Raw genomic sequence first — 15990 nt, forward strand, 5'->3', positions numbered from 1 at the left:
GCAACGCCCCGAGCCTGACTAAGCCTCGCAAGAGTCGCTGAAGCAAGCTATAGTCCATCAACAAGTCCGGTACCTGCGCTATCGGTGTTGACTTCTCCGTAGCGGCTGTCCCTGGCGTCTACATTTATGGATGATGGATGAGCCGAACGTCATTGGGTCCTCCCGGCCCTAAAAGGGCGGTGTAACGCTCGCCGCGAATGTCGTATTGCTTCACCGGCTGCGCTGCGTCCGGCAAGAGGCCCCAGTGGCCGAGCTTTGAGATCATCGTGACTGGGGCGGGTTGGGTCCCGTGCGAAAAGCCCTCAGGAACGGCGAATGATGCGGCGTAAATCTCGCGGGCCACGGGCGGCGCCGTCTCAGCTCTGGCGGAAGCCGGAGCGGCTTGCTCCATCGTCTGTGCGAGCAGTGCTGGCGAGGGCCGATTCGTCGGCTGTGCGCTCGGCTGCGAAACGCTTTCCGGTCGAGATCCGAAATGAATGGTTGCGCCTGACAGATTGAGTGGAGAGCTGCCCCTCATCGCCGCCGCGGGCACGAACAGCGCCGTGAAGCGGTCGTTATGAACTATGAAAGGAGCGGGTGGGGGGTCCTGGCTCGGCGGGACGCTGCTACCCTCATGCGCGCCTGACGTGCGCCAGTCGTCCTGCCGCGAGTTGAAGGAACGAACGGCCGCTCCTGAATCCACGGCGTGGTCATGACGCTCGGTTGGCTCGAGAGACGACGATGAGCCGGCGTTTTCCAGCATCGCCCACAGCAGATCCTGGGCGAAGTCTTCCGCAGGAAGGATCAACGGACCGCTGGCCCGAAACGGTGTGCCGGCCTGTTCAATCAGATCGCGAGCGGCTGAATTGCTAGGCTCGCCGGGCTGGTGCTCAATGGCATCGGCTTGCGTCTGGCTTAGTGTCCTCTGCCTCTTCGCAGGCCTCAATTGGCCGGTGTAGTCCTCACCTATCAGGACAGCGGCGTCCTCGCGTCCGGTAACTGCGTGTTCGGGATGAGAACCGTTGGCCCTCTGGTGCTCAAGTCCCAAGGTCTCGGCGAGTCTAAGGCCTTCTTCCGACAGATGAGGATAGTAGGGATCAGCAGAAACAGGATCCTCTGCGATCGCAGACGTACCAACTTGCTGCACTTCATCCAAGTACGGCTCAAAATCCGCTTGCTGCTGTTGCGCTTGCGGCACGGGGCTGTAAGCAGCGAACTCTGGGTCGAATGGGTTGATAGTGTTAAATGGGTCCATGTCCGCCGCCGGTTCGAGTGTGTCGCTCTCGCTCTATTAGGACCAGCTGTCGACAAGCTGACGCACTCAGAGAATTCAGTGGGCCAAATGGGCCTGCCCGATCGCCACACTTCGGTCGAAAAACGCGCAAGATGCCGGATTGCGCTCAAGTGGCACGCCTTGCGGCATTTCGCGGTGTCCTGCTGGATGGAGGCCGACCTGAACTAAAAACAGCTCAGACCTTTGCCGGCCATAGCAGTCGTAGACTGCTACAGCCATCTGTTCAAATCGCACGACCAAAACACTCGCACAGTGGCAAAAACTGCATAGACGTGCCTGGCGGCCTGCTCAAGGTGGTTCCAAACTCGCACGTGCCGAGCGGAATGCAGTATCACGCCTTTGCCTTCGACCGGAGCGAAACTCCTGAGTTGGTGCGCGCATTCTGCCGCTGGCTGGTGAGACTTTGTCGCAAGGAAACGTTGCTTGAAGCGCTCGTTATCGCATAAATTCGATTGCGGCTTCGGGTAATGCCTTTTCGGTTTGCTTTCCGTGTGTGCGGCGGTCCTTCATAGGAGACCTTATCCGCCAGTTCGACGAAGACCGGGAAACGTATGACACTTTGCGGAGGCGCGCTTATAAAGCCGGCTGACGAGGTGGAAGAGAAGCTGATCGCCGGACTGGGCAAAAGGGCAAATATCCGAGCTCGTCCAGGGCAATGAAGTCAGGGGCGACCTATTGTGGGCAGTTCAGCGTCTCTAGCACCTTGGCTATTGCCGCGGCCAGTTTCGTGGGGACCAAGCGCAAATGGAAAGCTGGAGCAACCCAAGGATCGACCGCCTGACGAGGGGCAAACGTCACCCGGGTTTGTTAACCCTCGGCTGATCAAGCAGAAAGACGGCACAAGGTGGCTCATCGGCGCTGATTATCGCACTGGTTGTGGTGCTAAGAATCCCTCGGTGGTCGCCAAGCGTGCCGAGCGAGACATCACGAAAGATCGGGACCACTGGCGTGACGGCGCGAACGGGCTCGGGGCGGCATTGCGAGCTCGGGTTTAGCGTCGACTGAAAACCCGACACGGCCTAGACGAAGAGAAGATCATGCCCGAACAAATGAACGCCGTGCTTTTCCACAAGTTGCAGGAACTATCCCGGCACAACGCGGTCGCCCGCGCGCTCGTCTTCTTGTGGAATTCCGGCACGCTGACCTACGAGGACTGGTCGACGAAGGCGATCTCTCTGCTCATTGATCAGAACGAAACGCTCTCAGCGATCGCTGTGGATGTGGAGAAGCGCGCCTGCCGCCTGCCCAAAACCCCGCCAACCTCGCCCGCGCGTTGAGAGAGCCCGTCCCGTGCCCGACACCACCACCAGGACAGAAGCGCCACACCCCGGCCCGCGCTGCGGCTTGTCAACGACGCAAAACAGGAGTCGCTACGCTGCCCCGCAGCTGGTCGCGACGACGGCAACGAAAACGCGCTTTGCTTCTACTTCAACCGGCGCGTAACCGACGACGAGATGCGGTGCCTTCATAAGGCGATACCGCATGCGGCGGCCAGGCTGTCGATCGGCGGCCAAGCCGGCAAGCCAGCGACCGAGGTCTCAGAGCAGGAAGCTGCGGCGGTGCTGCGTCGCTACCTGCTCATGCGCGAGATTGATTCTGAGTGTCTCCGCCGCTTGGCGGAGGCTTCGGTGTTGGGAAGCGACGATAGCCCAGCGTAGATCTCGAAATTCCACTGCCACGGTCCAAGCCCTATGGTGAGTTGCCCGTGAATAAATTCTTAGATCGTTCCGTCTGAACGGCGTTCAAATCCCGCTTCTCAACCCAAAAGCCGCAGCTTACGCTTCGCCTCAGCGGTACGACCGTCTTGGCCCTATCCGCACATGCCGTAAGACTTGGTAGCTGCGTTGCCGCACCCATGCGCGGGCGGTGCTGCCTTAAGGTGCTATAATGCAACGGAATATTCCAAGTCGCGCGGACAGGGGGGAGAACGCGCAATAGCTTTCCCAATTCCTACGACGGTTCAGTGGAGCGCACTTAATCTTCCGCCCTCCATTGCACTCCCGCCGCTTTGCGGACGCGTGTTCTCTACTCGCAGATTCAGCGCGGAAGCTATTCATTGCACTGGCTTGCGCGAAAGCCATGGCGCGCGCCAGTGCCAGCCGCCGCAGCGCTCGTCATAGTTGAGCAGGCCGGCGGCGACATTGCAGCCGACGAGCGGCGGCAAGCTCACGCCAGGACAGTGAGTTGTCAAACCATCGGAGATACCGTCGCATCTCTCGCAAACCTTGAAGCTGAAATCCCGGCTAAAATAATGGCCGGGGAAACTTACTACCTTTCCCATACCTCTGCGCAACCTCCTCGTTGACATCATTGAATTGCGATTGCATCGGATCGCCCATATCTGCGAGAGCGAAGGCGCAGATCGCCGGGCATCAAACTTCAACGCGGGGCCTAGCTTCGTGCGCCTAACGCGGCTGACTGTTAGTCGGCCCGCTTCACCATTCTTCGATTCGAGAATGGCCGCGCGGACATTCAGCACGGCCAAGTCAGGGAGGAAACGCCCCAAAGGGCGACTGAAGGGAGCATCAGGATGAGTAGGTCGCTCACTCACCGAGAACTCCAAGCTTGCGCGAACACCGTCTAATCGCGCAAGGCGGCTCCACGAATACGCGTTTCCTTGCGCTGGTTGGCGGCGATTTTCACGCGTGACTTGCATGTTTTGTGCGCACATGACGTTTCAGCCGCAGCTATTGCGTCAGCCATTCGGACCCCGTCGTGGCCACGTAACGCTTTTTCGATCGATGGCAGCGACAACAACAGTGAGATCGAATTCGTGCGGTCCGGGGTACTTTTGCGCAGAATTCAGGATTGCGAAATCAATTCAGATTAGGCGCCGGTTTGTCATGCCCGGTCGCCAGTGCCGAGATCGCCACCTGCACCCGCTTGCGATTTGTAACTGGATGGCGAGAGGTTCACCGTGACCGTGCGAAGTGCGCGCGCATTTGTACGTTCCGTACAAAGATTTGGCGCCACACCAAGCGGACTCTCGAATGAGATTCTGCCGGTTTTAACAAATTGCCGGTAAATCCCGTGCGTTAAACCTTAGAAGGGCACATACCGTGAAAACGCTAGTTCACTTTACGCGATGAGTCCCAGGGCCGCCGCCATAGAATATGGGCTGATAGCGGCAGGTGTCTCGCTTGCAATCATCACAGTCGTGAAAGGGCTAGGCACTAAAGTCAATACGAAAATTCACTTCGATCCGCAGCTCTCTCACATGATCAAAGGCCGCCTCAGTCGGCTGCCTTTTTTCTCCACCACCTGTGCATGAAGGACCCAGTCAGAGGCGAGCTGGGCCGCTAGGGATCGGCAGAACTTGAGAAGAAGTGCGGCGAGGGGTGGAACAGATCATCTCAATGCGGCTGCTCGGAAATTCGTGTTTTAGGGAAAGACACCTGGATGAGTCTTTTCGTCGTCGGCAAATTTGGCAATCAATCGAAAGCGGTCCTTGAGGCCTTTCAGTCCGTGACGGCCTGGTTCTCGTGCTTTGTCTCGGCTCGAGGGTCGATCCGAATCGCGATCTTATGCTTTTGTCTTGCGATGAGCGCGATTGCGGTGGGCCTCGGAGGGTATTCCGTCCTTGGTATCCGGCACGCAGGCGACCTGGTTGCGCGGACCTTCGATGAGTCCTTGATGTCGATCAACTACGCACGTGCGGCTGGAGCCGATTTTGCCGCGATGCGCGTGGCGTCTTCACGCGTCACAAGGCATCCGTCTACCCGTGCTCGACTGGATGATGAAATCGACAAGCTGGCGAAGACGCTTTCGGAAGATGTGACTATAGCGGCTGAACGGTCGCAATCAGCGCGAGCTGCGAGGGCAGCCGCCAAAGTTAAGGAAGCGGCAAGCGCCTGGGTCGCGATTCATCGCCGTCCCCTTCAAGCGTCTACCGATGGCACTGGGCAGGATGAAGCGAGCGCTCGGGAAATCGACGGCGTTGACCAGCTTTCCAACCTCGTAAATCAGCAGATTGAATTGCTGGTGAACTATACGGCCGGGGATGGTTTTCTATTCCGTCAGCGAGCCCTTGCCGCGATCAAACGGGATCTGCAACTGAATGTGGTAGCGCTGACCGTTGCGCTCGTTCTGTCCGGGCTTTTTTCGTGGCTGTTGGCGCGGCGAATTATCGGGCCTGTCGCCATTGCGTCGAAAGCGGCAAGGAGTATTGCCGATGGCGACCTGAACGCAGACATTCCCAGAGGCAGCAGTGACGAGCTAGGCTCGCTACTCGCAGCCATGAGGAAGATGCGGGATAACATCAGGGAGATGGTCGATCGAGAGGTGGCGCAACGTCGCTCCGCGCAGGCGCGGCTTTCCGATGCGCTGGAAAATTCTCGAGAAGGCATCGTGCTCCTGGACGCGAGCGGACAGATAGCATTGGTCAATTCCCGAGCTAGCGAATTCATCGGCTGCTCCTCGCAGCTTGTTCATCCGGATCTCTTTCGAGTTGAGCAGGTGCCGAGCGATGAGTCAGCCGGAGCGGAAATCACTCAACGAGAGGTCTCTCACGACGTCGAAGGATTGGCGAGCGAAGCCCGACTCCCAGACGGACGGTGGCTGCGAGTTAGCCGCAGTCCGACCCAAGAGGGAGGTGTTATCCTCGTTTATAGCGATATCACCGGCTTGAAGCGTCAAGAAGCCGAGTTGCATGCGACGAATCTGAGACTGGATGCGGCGCTGACACACATGTCTCAGGGCCTCTGCCTCTACGATAGTGAGGCACGGCTGCAGGTCGTAAACCGACGCTTCTGTGAGATCTTTGATCTTTCGCCTGAGCTCGTTACTCCGGGCATGACTTTCGAGGAAGTGCTCGGTCTGAGTGTTGCCGCTGGAAATCATGGCGGCCAGAAGGTGCCCGATCTGCTGGCGGAGCGGGAGAAGGTTTTGCCTCGCCACGAGAGCGGCAACTACCTCCAGCGCCGTAACGACGGACGCGTCATCTCTATCGGCCATCGCTCCACTTCTGATGGCGGCTGGCTCGTCAGTTGCGAAGATGTGACCGAACAACAGAGAGCCCAATCTCAAATTACCTTTATGGCGCGGCATGATGATCTGACCCGGCTACCTAACCGCTCATTGTTCGCCGAGCGCATTGAAAACGCCGTCGCGGAGGCCGGCCGCGGTTCTGGTTTTGCGGTGTTCTGCCTGGATCTGGACAATTTCAAACAGATCAATGACACCTTGGGCCACCCGGTGGGTGATGGGCTGCTTTGCGCAGTCGCCGACCGACTGAGCGCGTGCGTCCGCGAGATTGATACCGTCGCCCGGTTGGGTGGCGACGAGTTTGCGATCATACAATCTGATGTCCAAAACGCTGAAGATGCCGAACGCCTCGCCCGCCGCGTGGTAGAATGTATCGGAGCTCCTTATGAGCTAAATGGGCATCGCGTTATCGTCGGATGCAGTGTCGGAATTGCGCTCGCGCCCGGTGACGGTATGACACGCGAAAAGCTTCTGAAGAATGCGGACATGGCGTTGTACCGGTCCAAGGCGGGCGGCAGGGGAACATGGCGGTTTTTCGAACCGGCGATGGACGCAAGTGTGCAGAGCCGCCGCGCGCTCGAACTCGATCTTCGCGAAGCCATGGCCAAGGACGAATTCACTCTTTTCTATCAACCCATTTATGACCTGCGGATGGACCGGATCAGCGGCTTCGAAGCATTATTGCGCTGGCCTCATCCGAAGCGTGGGCTGGTGCCACCTGACCAATTCATTCCGATCGCAGAAGACATCGGCCTCATCACTCCACTGGGTGAATGGGTTCTCAACCGCGCCTGCGAGCAGGCGGCCGGTTGGCCGAGCGAGCTCAAGATTGCAGTCAATGTCTCGGCGACGCAGATTCGGGATCCAAGATTTATAGAGGTTGTCGCGAGCGCGCTTGATGCTTCAAGGATAGCCCCGCAACGGCTCGAATTAGAAATTACGGAGTCTGTTCTCCTTGGAAACAGCGCCGAGACGATTGCAACACTGCATAAGCTGAAGGCGCAGGGGCTGAGCATCGCTTTAGATGATTTTGGTACTGGATACTCGTCGCTGAGCTATCTGCGCAGCTTCCCCTTTGACAAGCTCAAAATCGATCAGTCATTCGTCCGTGACGCAACAGCGACAAATGGATCCAAATTGATCGTAAGAGCCATCACCAGCCTCGGAAAAGGCCTCGGCATAACAACAACGGCGGAGGGGGTCGAGACGATTGAACAGTTGAATCAAATAGAAGCGGAAGGGTGCAACGAGGTGCAGGGATTCCTATTCAGCCGCCCGGTCCCTGCTACCGAGATAGCATCAACAATCCTGAATCTAAGAGGTGGCCTCGCGAGACGTCAGTTGAGCGGTGCGATGACCGGCTAAGACGAACCAAGACTTTTCTGAGTTTTGTGCGGTCCTGAGTGCGCTCTCGCTGTTAGGTCCAATGCCTTCCGGATCCGCAAGGTGCGTCGGCATGCTAACAACCGAGCCAAAAAGGTTCCGATCGTCGGGCGCGATCATAATCACCGGCGCATCAGCCGCCGCGGCTCCAGCCTAGGGGTTTGTTGAGGGTCGTGAAATGAAGTTCATTGAGGGTGTCGCACGGATCCACTGCACCAGTTGTTGGCTCGCCCCCAGTCATGGAGCGCAAAGGTGTTCTGAAGCAGACTTCCTTAATCGGCAGCAATTGCTATTAAGGGGTTTTCCGGGGTTGCCATATAGGAAGCGATATGTCGTCGAGGAGCCGATGAGGTTATGGGTCTGCTTAGCTTTGCTCGCGGCCCTCTTTCCGTTAGGCCAGCCTGTTGCCGCAGTAGCAGCGGAGAAATCAGCCGATGCCACGGAGTGGGCCAGTTATCGTCGGCCTGCGGCGATCCCGTTTCCCGATCGTAATCCCTACTCGGTGCCGAAAGCTGCTCTTGGGGAAAGACTCTTCTTCGATGCGTTGCTCTCTAAGTCCCGCACTCGTTCCTGCGCGACGTGCCACAATCCGTCGCTTTCCTGGGGTGATGGCCTTGCGCGTGCGATCGGCGAGGATCCCAGGGGCCTGCCTTTGCGTGCGCCGACGCTGATCGATGTGGCATTCACCGAACCGTTGGGGTGGGACGGCAAATTCAAGTCTCTCGAAGCCGTCACGTTTGGGCCGATCACAGGCCCGGCAAATATGAATTTAACGGAATCAGAATTGATTGCGCGCCTCTCCGCTATCCCAGCCTATACTGATGCATTCGCAGCCGCATTCGGGGACGGTGCGATCACGCGACCCAGGATCGAAGCCGCCTTGGCGACTTTTGAACGAACCATCGTGGCTGGCGAAGCGCCATTCGACCGATGGATCATGGGAGACGCGTCAGCCGTCAGCGCCGCGGCAAAACGCGGCTTTCAGATTTTCAACGGCAAAGCCCGTTGCTCAAACTGCCACGCTGGACCATCCCTCACTGACGGATCGTTTCACGATATTGGCATCGCAAAGAACGACGACGTTGGACGCGGTCGGCTGTTTCCGACTTCGCAAAAGCTGCGGTACGCATTCAAAACGCCGACATTGCGCGATGTCGCGCGGCGTGCTCCCTACATGCATGATGGATCAGTCGCAACCCTCGAAGAGGTCATCGAACTCTATGACAAGGGTGGGGTCGACCGTCCGAGCCGCTCACCGTCATTAAAGCCTCTATCTCTTACGGAAAGCGAAAAGGCGGATCTGATCGCTTTTCTCCAGACGCTCACCGCATCCTCGACAGATGCGACGTTTCCCAGGTTAGCGCGATGATCGGTGCCCCGATCGCGCGATCGGGGAGGCTCTCAGGGAAAGTGCGGCAATGCCGCTCCCAGCAAGCCAAACATTAGGATGAGGAGCCCGCCCGCCCACGTCTCTAGGGTTTCACTGCATGCTGCGAGCCGCTTTGCGGTAAGGGTCAACGCCGAGCCCACGTGCACACTCTTTGTACGAAACGCACCGAACATGGGCTTACTCCAGACATCTTGTTTTGTCTGACATTCAGTACTTCACTTGCATTGAGGGCCCGTCGTCGAAATCTGTAAAATTGAAAGGATTGCGATAGTCTCGCCGCTCAAAATGTTTGCTGGCGTGTCCCCATTAGCCCAGCGAACAACCTTCGCAAGCAGGCTCCGTCACATCATTAAGAGTTATGCTAAGTTGAAAAAATCGTTTAGAGGCGGGCGCTTCCAAGAGGGGTGGTTTCTTATGTTCGGGTCTCTGACGGGGGATGCCATTGCGGCATTCCGGGGCTCCCTATTTGCAAAGTCCATCATGGGACTTTCTTTTTGGTTCTGGGGGACACAAGCTGCCAGTGCCCATGTCAAGTGGTTCTGTGCCTATGACGCTGCCGGCCAGCCCCGAAGCCTCGAAAACGTGCTGTGCCAGGATTTTGAACTGCTGTTGGCTCTTGCCCTGCTCTGGTTTTGTTCCGGCTGCATGGTTGAGCGGACGTCTTTGGGTGAGCTGACGGCCCGCTCCCTCAACCGCTTCACGGATGGATTGCGGCTACACACTGAGGAAATGATCCGTGCTGTCTGCGGATTTTTCTTCATCTCGCTTTGGGCGGTGGGCGGCATCTTGCTGACCCCGGAATTGAAAACGACTTCGCCAATGGTTGGGCCTTTGCAGCTCGCTATCGCCGCGGGCCTGCTATCGCGCCGCACGATGCCCCTTTCCGCGGCGGGGATCGCGATGCTGTTCGGGCTCGCCGTTCGAGACTACGGAACGTTTCATCTGGCTGATTATCCGATCTTTCTGGGCCTTGCGGCCTACCTCGCCCTCGCTGGCTTGCAAAAAGATCTGTTCGGCATTCCGCCGCTCGATGTCGTTCGCTACGCAACCGCCGTCACGTTGATGTGGGCCTCGGTGGAAAAGTGGGCTTACCCGGAATGGAGCTTCCCACTTCTGATCGAGCACCCCGGCATGACGCTCGGGTTCGATAGTGAGTTCTATATGCGCGCCGCAGGTATGGTCGAATTCACGCTCGCGTTTGCCTTAGTTTGGACGCCACTGGTCCGGCGCGTTGCGGCTGCCATACTGCTTGGAATGTTCATCAGTGCGTGCTTCGAATTCGGCAAGCTTGATGTGATCGGGCACTCGGCGATCATCGTCGTCCTGGTCGCGATACTTTCCGATAATCAGCCGAGGGAGACCGACTATCGAGCTCCCTGGCTCGCTCCGGCCGGACTATGTGCGGCGCTGACGGTTACGCTCTTCGCCTACTATGTCGGCCATGCAGCGATCTTCAATACCTCAATTCTGTAGGCGCGCTACTTTTTGACATGCACGCCAAGCTTCATCTTGGGATGAATGCCGCACAACACAGTGTAATCACCAGCAACAGAAAAGACGACGTCGAATTGGCTGCCCGGCTGTTGATCGCCAGAATCGAATTCGAAAGTGTCTGAGCTCAAATAGGTGTGGTGCAAGAGCTCACCGTCATCGTTGATGAACCGTATGGTCTCGCCGCGCTTTATTACGATTTCCTGGGGTCTGAATTCTCGATCTTTTTGCGAAATTACATAGGGGCTGGCGCCTAGAGCGGCTCCAGCGAGGAGCCCTCCCACTATTGCGGCTGTCATCTGGAAACCGAACTTGCCCGTGCGCGAAGGTATTAGCCTTGCTCTCATTCCGACCTCACTGAAAGCTAATTCAAAAAAATGCGACCTTACCGCGGACTACCGAAGGCCCGGGACTACTGGGACACTTATCAGATTGATCATAATTTGGCGCGTCGGTCACCGTCATCATTAGAGAAAATTTGAGACCGGGGCAGCCGCCGGCTAATGTCCACGCAGATGGTTGCCTTTTGGCGATGCGAGGGGATCGCCAGTCGTCGCCACGTCCCCGCGGCAAGACAGACAGTGCTCCGTCATGGCATCAGCTGTTGAGCAAAAAATTGTTTGATTGTACTTGAGGGCGTCAGAAAAAAATTCGGGTGGCGCATAATGAACTTCTGCAGAAAGGGAGCGTGACCAAGTTCGCGCCTGACATCCAAAATGTTCTCTGGGGAAGCGGTTGCTTTAGTGCCGCTGGGTTCGTCTCACGCAGCGGACTTCGCAACCCCCGTCAGGCGGAAACAGCGTGGCGCGCTGGTCTAACGGCGTTCCGACGCTGACGAATCCAAGGCGAGCGCTCCTCACCCCATCGGCCCGGTGAAGCGTTGAAATTCGTCAAAGACGTCGTCTAGACGCCGAATTTGTGCTCAGCGAGCTGCTCATTGCAGGAATCCATATAAGTATTTGGCTACGTTTCCGGCAGATGCCCACGCCATGAGACGGACCGCACTATGACCAATCGGGTGCCAGCCGTCCTTGAATCGCTGGACAACTCGGGAGACCCCGATCTCGCAGGAGTTACCGGCACACAGTCGATTCTTTGTCGGCCCGATAGCTTGCGTCCTAATACTCGGCACCCTGTCAGAAATGCTATCCTGTCGAGAATCTCTCTGGAAAGCCTCGCGGCATTAGGGGAGTGCCTTGAGCCGATCGTCCTGAAAGAACGTATGGTTCTGCAAGAGCCGAAAAGGCATGTAGAGCACGTCTATTTCGTGGGGTCGGGCCTCGTCTCGCTAAGGGTTGTCGCGGCGGGGAGCATGCTTGAAACCGCCGTCATAGGATATCAGGGTGTGGTCGGTGCTTCGTTCTTGTGGGGAGGACATCTTTCGACGCATCAATCTGTGGTGTTCTTTCCCGGAAGCGCGCACAGGATCCGTGTTGAGGAATTGCGCCGGCTGGTAAAGGAACGTGCTGAGCTCCGCAAGCATCTCTTTGGGTACGTTCAAGCGCTGACATTTCAGAGCGTTCAGACAGGATTGTGCGGGGTTCGGCACTAGTGAACAGAGGCTCGCGAGCTGGCTTTGTTTGGCGAGTGATGCTGCTGACGCTCGCGTGCTGCCGGTTACCCATGACTACCTTTCATCTGTCTTGGGACTTCGTCGCGCTGGAGTAACGCAGACCCTGAGCCGATTCGAAGAACAAGGGCTGATCCGCAAGATGCGCGGTGTCTTGCAGATTGATGAACCGAAGTGCCTCGAGCAAAGGGCATGTTGTTGTTACAAGCTCATTTCAGGCGCTTATGCCTCGTCTCAGTCCGCGATTCCAGCAAAAGAGCTGATTGGGTGACAAGGTCACACCGGCTTTCTGATTCATCTCTCCAGTTCATATCGAGACGACTTGCCGACCACGTATTGCTCTGCGCGGAGCGAAGAGCCGCGTCCGCGGCCCCATTCACATCGACCGGCGCCAAGGCTGGCCCGCCACGTGTTGATTGCCATTGCATCGTTCAGATGCGGTCCACTTACGGTTTCGGCAAAGGGGAACGAGCAAACCTCAAGCGCACACAACACCACTTTGCCTAAGCTCGTATCCGGCGCCTGACTGGCCGGCTGCCGAAGGGTACGCCGGCTGCCACCTGGTCTTAAAGCTCTTACGCAACGTCGCACGCAGAGCCGAGCGACGAAGGCCAGCTCCGTGAGTCTCTGAGCACCATCGAATCACAAGGTCGGTTGAAACGAACATTGCGTAGTAACGCGCTGTTCTCAGGAGCGCGGCTTCCAGCGTCGGGGCAGGCGAGCAGCTCCCTCATCTAGGTCGTAACCGGTATGAGCTCCCACGCCCGCGGTGATCAGCGAGCGCGGGCGTAGCGGATCGGCATCCAGTATTGCCGCAAGGCCTCGACCGCCGCCGGAATATCGGCCTGGGCGTTACGCGGGAATTTCTTGGTTTCGCGGCCGCTTCGTGGTGACCCAAGCAGCGGACGGCCCTGATCATCGCGACAGTGCAGCAGGATGGGCAGAAGTAGGCCGTGATTGACGTTACTGGCGTCCAGCAACGGCGCCCACGCCGATAGCTTGAGCCGCATCGCGGCATAGAAGCCTTGGCACCATGGTCGCGGATCGACGTCTCCACTGGGTTTGCGCCGGTGCATCGGCGCGAACCTGTCGGGTGCGGTCGAGAGGGTGTTGCTGATGTCGTTGTGGCGCAGCGCGACGGCCGATATGGCTGCAAACTCCGGGGTGCCGCCGTCGTTGAAGGCATCGGCATCGACGGCGAGCAGCGGGCAGATCCAGTCGAGTGGGCTCATCGACACCGGTCCGGCCACGATTGCGGCGACGTAGCCGTCGAGCATGGGGAGATTGGTGGCGGCAGGATGCTGATCGACGCGAGCCTGCAGCCATCGCTCGAGTTCCTCAAGTGGCATTGCGGCTGCCGCCATCGACGACGCTGCTTTATGACGACGCGGGCTCATGCCGCGGCCTGTGCGGTGCGCTGGCGCGCCGCCTTCCAGTGCCAGGCGAGCAGCTCGTGCAGTTGATGGCTCTTGGTTCGCCCGGAGACGATGCGCTCCAGCACGTCGGTCAGATAGGCCTGCGGATCGAGCTCATGGAGCTTTGCGGTGTTCACGAGCGAGGCCAGGATGGCCCAGCTCTCGGCGCCGCCTTCGCTGCCGCTGAACAAGGAGTTGCGTCTTCCCATGGCAATCGGGCGCATAGAACGCTCGACCGTGTTGGAATCGACCTCGACGCGGCCGTCGCGGAGAAACAGCGTCAGTCCGTTCCAGTGATTGAGCGCATAGTTGATCGCCTCTGTCAGCTTCGATTGGGAGAACAGCTGACCGACCATCTCGGTCAGTCGCGCATTGAGCGCCGCCATCAACGGTGCGCTCCTGGAGCGGCGGGCGGCCAGCCGCTGCTCCGCGCTACTGCCGCGGATCTCTGCCTCGATCGCATAGACCGCCTGCAGCCGTTCAATCACCTCGCGCGCGAATGGCGACTGCGTGGACTTGTACACCTCGACGAATTTGCGTCGGGCATGGGCGAGACAAAAGGCGAGCTGGATCGCGCCGCCATGACGGCGGGCCAGCGCCTTGTAGGCGGCATAACCGTCCACCTGCAGAATGCCGGAAAAGCCCGTCAACTGTCCGGCGATCTCCTCGGTGCCGCGGCCGTCGGCGAATACGTAGGCAACCGCCGGCGGCGAGGGGCCATCCCATGGCCGGTCATCCATAGCATGCGCCCAGAACTGGCAGATGCGGGGGTGATGTCGTCCGGGATCGAGCACCGGCATCGGCGTCTCGTCGCAGAACACGCGCGGCGCGGCCTGAATCATCCGCAGCTGCAGCTCATAAAGGCTCCTGAGCCACCAGGCGGCACGTTTGACCCAACCGGCGAGTGTCGCGCGGTCAAGATGGATGCCCTGGCCGGCAAGGATCTGAACCTGCCGGTACAGCGGCAAATACCAGGCGAACTTCGAGACCACCACGTGGGTCACGAGGGCCGTCGACGCCATGCCGCCTTCAATCAGGCGCGGCAGCACTCTCGCCTGGACCACGCCATCAGTGCAGCCGCGGCAGCCGTATTTGGGACGGATCGTGCGCAGCACGCGCAGGAACGCCGGGACCACGTCCAACACCTCGCTGACGTCCTCGCCGATCTTGTGAAGCTGGCCCTGGCAGCACGGGCAGGCCGTCACCTCCGGCTCCAGGACCTGCTCACAGCGCGGCAGATGCTTGGGCAACGCGCCGATGTTGCGGCGCGCCTTCTTGCGCGGCTTATCGGATGGCTTCGCCGCAGGCGCATCGTCGTTGGCAGCTGCAGGCGGCGTGACCCTGGTCTCAAGATCGTCAAGCTCAAGCGCAAGTTGCTCGACCACGAGCGTGGCAAGCCGTTCCGAGCGCTTCCCGAAGATCATCTCCTTGAGCGTCTGCATCGCAACACGCAGCTTCTCGTTCTCGGCGTCGAGCGCGAGCACCATCTCGGTTAGAGCGGCTGGATCAGTCGGGAGAACGTCCGGGCGAATCGCCATGAACGGACCATACATCCGCGCGCCACAGGCTCCAGCGAAATCCTCTTCTCTCAGCCGACAACGGCCGGCTGCTTCACAGGCTTGGGTGAGACGCGCGTCCACTCGAGTCCGTCGAGGAGCATCGCGAGCTGCGTCGCACTGAGATGCACCACGCCGTCGCGGATCGGCGGCCAGGTGAAGTGCCCCTGGTGCAACCACTTCGTCACCAGCACCATGCCGCTGCCGTCCCACGCCAGAAGCTTCACTCTGTCCATGCGTTTGCTGCGGAACACGAAGACGTCACCACAATACGGGTTCGCACGCAGCGCTTCGCTCACCAGTGCCGACAGCGTATGCACCGACTTGCGGAAATCGACCGGCTGTGTCGCCAGCACCACCTTGAGGTCAGGGCGTAGCGCAATCACCGGATGCCCCGAAGCGCCGCCAGCACGGTCGACAGCGTCGCCAGCTCCACGCCCGGCTCGACCCGGATGCGCGCCCCGTTCACCTCGATCTCGACAACCCCGCAAACCTTGGCCGCCGGCGCGGCGATCTCCAAAGGCTTCGTCTGTAGCCACGAAATACGCTCGGGCTCGCCGGCTGTCCCGCTACCGCTCTCAGCACCAATATGGATTGGCACGAAGTTCGGCCCCTTGCCCACCACCGCCGCCGCAACTTGGCGTCGCCACACCGTAAGCAGCCCGCGCGAAACGCCATTGCGCCGCGCAACCTCGGAGATGTTCACACCCTCCCCAAAGCTCTCCGCCACGATCCGGGCCTTCTCCTCGCCCGTCCACCGACGCCGTCGGCGCTCCCCAGTGATCACCTCGACGCGACGATAGGAGCCATCTTCCTGCCTGGCATCAAGCATGGCATTTGCCATCGTTCCACCTCCACCGATCAGCTCATGCCAGGCTGTATCGCGCGCAAGCCGAGGGGTGGCTAGGTGGGGGCCTCATGCCGGTTAC

11 protein-coding genes and 2 pseudogenes are annotated in these 15990 nt (G+C 59.1%); 6 read left to right on the forward strand and 7 right to left on the reverse strand.

The window, feature by feature from the left end; all coding sequences use genetic code 11:
* Positions 1-124: 124 nt before the first annotated feature.
* Both GA0061098_RS12815 and GA0061098_RS43700 read right to left on the reverse strand, forming a co-directional pair.
* Positions 125-1234, reverse strand: coding sequence for a hypothetical protein (locus GA0061098_RS12815; RefSeq protein ID WP_091956629.1), 1110 nt, complete (start codon positions 1232-1234; stop codon positions 125-127).
* A 602-nt stretch (positions 1235-1836) separates the two neighbouring features.
* Positions 1837-1936, reverse strand: a pseudogene (locus GA0061098_RS43700) (ATP-binding protein); the annotation flags it as partial.
* Positions 1937-2310: 374 nt separating this feature from the next.
* Here GA0061098_RS43700 and GA0061098_RS46070 point away from each other — a divergent pair.
* The 5 genes and pseudogenes from GA0061098_RS46070 to GA0061098_RS12840 all read left to right on the forward strand — a co-directional run bounded on the left by GA0061098_RS46070 (position 2311) and on the right by GA0061098_RS12840 (position 10502).
* On the forward strand, positions 2311-2550 hold the full coding sequence (locus GA0061098_RS46070) for a hypothetical protein (RefSeq protein ID WP_245323262.1): 240 nt from the start codon (positions 2311-2313) through the stop codon (positions 2548-2550).
* A gap of 1808 nt (positions 2551-4358) precedes the next feature.
* Positions 4359-4494 (forward strand): annotated as a pseudogene (locus GA0061098_RS47210) (Flp family type IVb pilin).
* A gap of 178 nt (positions 4495-4672) precedes the next feature.
* The gene (locus tag GA0061098_RS12830; RefSeq protein ID WP_091956630.1) at positions 4673-7621 is read left to right on the forward strand and encodes an EAL domain-containing protein; all 2949 of its coding nucleotides are present in this window, start codon (positions 4673-4675) and stop codon (positions 7619-7621) included.
* Positions 7622-7985: 364 nt separating this feature from the next.
* Positions 7986-9008, forward strand: a complete 1023-nt coding sequence (locus GA0061098_RS12835) for a cytochrome-c peroxidase (RefSeq protein ID WP_091956669.1) — start codon at positions 7986-7988, stop codon at positions 9006-9008.
* 501 nt (positions 9009-9509) lie between these two features.
* Positions 9510-10502, forward strand: a complete 993-nt coding sequence (locus tag GA0061098_RS12840; protein ID WP_165637316.1) for a hypothetical protein — start codon at positions 9510-9512, stop codon at positions 10500-10502.
* Between the two features lie 5 nt (positions 10503-10507).
* Here GA0061098_RS12840 and GA0061098_RS12845 read toward each other — a convergent pair whose 3' ends face one another.
* Positions 10508-10867 (reverse strand): methylamine utilization protein, encoded by a 360-nt coding sequence (locus GA0061098_RS12845; protein WP_091956631.1) that lies wholly within the window; start codon positions 10865-10867, stop codon positions 10508-10510.
* A gap of 1260 nt (positions 10868-12127) precedes the next feature.
* On the opposite strand from GA0061098_RS12845, the gene GA0061098_RS46075 reads away from it, so the two are divergent.
* A complete protein-coding gene (locus GA0061098_RS46075) occupies positions 12128-12361 on the forward strand; it encodes a helix-turn-helix domain-containing protein (RefSeq protein ID WP_245323265.1) in 234 nt (77 codons plus the stop codon).
* A 502-nt stretch (positions 12362-12863) separates the two neighbouring features.
* Here the strand turns inward: GA0061098_RS46075 and GA0061098_RS12855 are convergent.
* Genes GA0061098_RS12855 through tnpA form a run of 4 tightly spaced genes read right to left on the reverse strand, consistent with a single transcriptional unit; the run spans position 12864 to position 15905 of the window.
* The gene (locus tag GA0061098_RS12855) at positions 12864-13454 is read right to left on the reverse strand and encodes a UPF0149 family protein (protein ID WP_091956632.1); all 591 of its coding nucleotides are present in this window, start codon (positions 13452-13454) and stop codon (positions 12864-12866) included.
* Between the two features lie 29 nt (positions 13455-13483).
* Positions 13484-15043 carry an IS66 family transposase gene (gene tnpC, locus GA0061098_RS12860; protein ID WP_091956671.1) on the reverse strand — a complete coding sequence of 520 codons (1560 nt, stop codon included), beginning with the start codon at positions 15041-15043 and terminating at the stop codon, positions 13484-13486.
* Positions 15044-15093: 50 nt separating this feature from the next.
* A complete protein-coding gene (gene tnpB, locus GA0061098_RS12865) occupies positions 15094-15447 on the reverse strand; it encodes an IS66 family insertion sequence element accessory protein TnpB (RefSeq protein ID WP_091956633.1) in 354 nt (117 codons plus the stop codon).
* Positions 15444-15905 carry an IS66-like element accessory protein TnpA gene (tnpA, locus tag GA0061098_RS12870; protein ID WP_091956634.1) on the reverse strand — a complete coding sequence of 154 codons (462 nt, stop codon included), beginning with the start codon at positions 15903-15905 and terminating at the stop codon, positions 15444-15446. Before tnpA ends, tnpB begins: the two co-directional genes overlap by 4 nt.
* Between the last annotated feature and the right edge of the window lie 85 nt (positions 15906-15990).

Source organism: Bradyrhizobium shewense (genome assembly GCF_900094605.1).
Classification (GTDB): Bacteria; Pseudomonadota; Alphaproteobacteria; order Rhizobiales; family Xanthobacteraceae; genus Bradyrhizobium; species Bradyrhizobium shewense.

What these genes read in the sequence shown, in the direction of transcription:
- GA0061098_RS12855 (WP_091956632.1), bottom strand. Translation starts at nt 13,454, where the DNA reads ATGGCGGCAGCCGCAATGCCACTTGAGGAACTCGAGCGATGGCTGCAG.
- GA0061098_RS12835 (WP_091956669.1), top strand. Translation starts at nt 7,986, where the DNA reads ATGAGGTTATGGGTCTGCTTAGCTTTGCTCGCGGCCCTCTTTCCGTTA.
- GA0061098_RS46070 (WP_245323262.1), top strand. Translation starts at nt 2,311, where the DNA reads ATGCCCGAACAAATGAACGCCGTGCTTTTCCACAAGTTGCAGGAACTA.
- tnpC (WP_091956671.1), bottom strand. Translation starts at nt 15,043, where the DNA reads ATGGCGATTCGCCCGGACGTTCTCCCGACTGATCCAGCCGCTCTAACC.
- GA0061098_RS12830 (WP_091956630.1), top strand. Translation starts at nt 4,673, where the DNA reads ATGAGTCTTTTCGTCGTCGGCAAATTTGGCAATCAATCGAAAGCGGTC.
- tnpA (WP_091956634.1), bottom strand. Translation starts at nt 15,905, where the DNA reads ATGGCAAATGCCATGCTTGATGCCAGGCAGGAAGATGGCTCCTATCGT.
- GA0061098_RS12845 (WP_091956631.1), bottom strand. Translation starts at nt 10,867, where the DNA reads ATGAGAGCAAGGCTAATACCTTCGCGCACGGGCAAGTTCGGTTTCCAG.
- GA0061098_RS12815 (WP_091956629.1), bottom strand. Translation starts at nt 1,234, where the DNA reads ATGGACCCATTTAACACTATCAACCCATTCGACCCAGAGTTCGCTGCT.
- GA0061098_RS12840 (WP_165637316.1), top strand. Translation starts at nt 9,510, where the DNA reads ATGGGACTTTCTTTTTGGTTCTGGGGGACACAAGCTGCCAGTGCCCAT.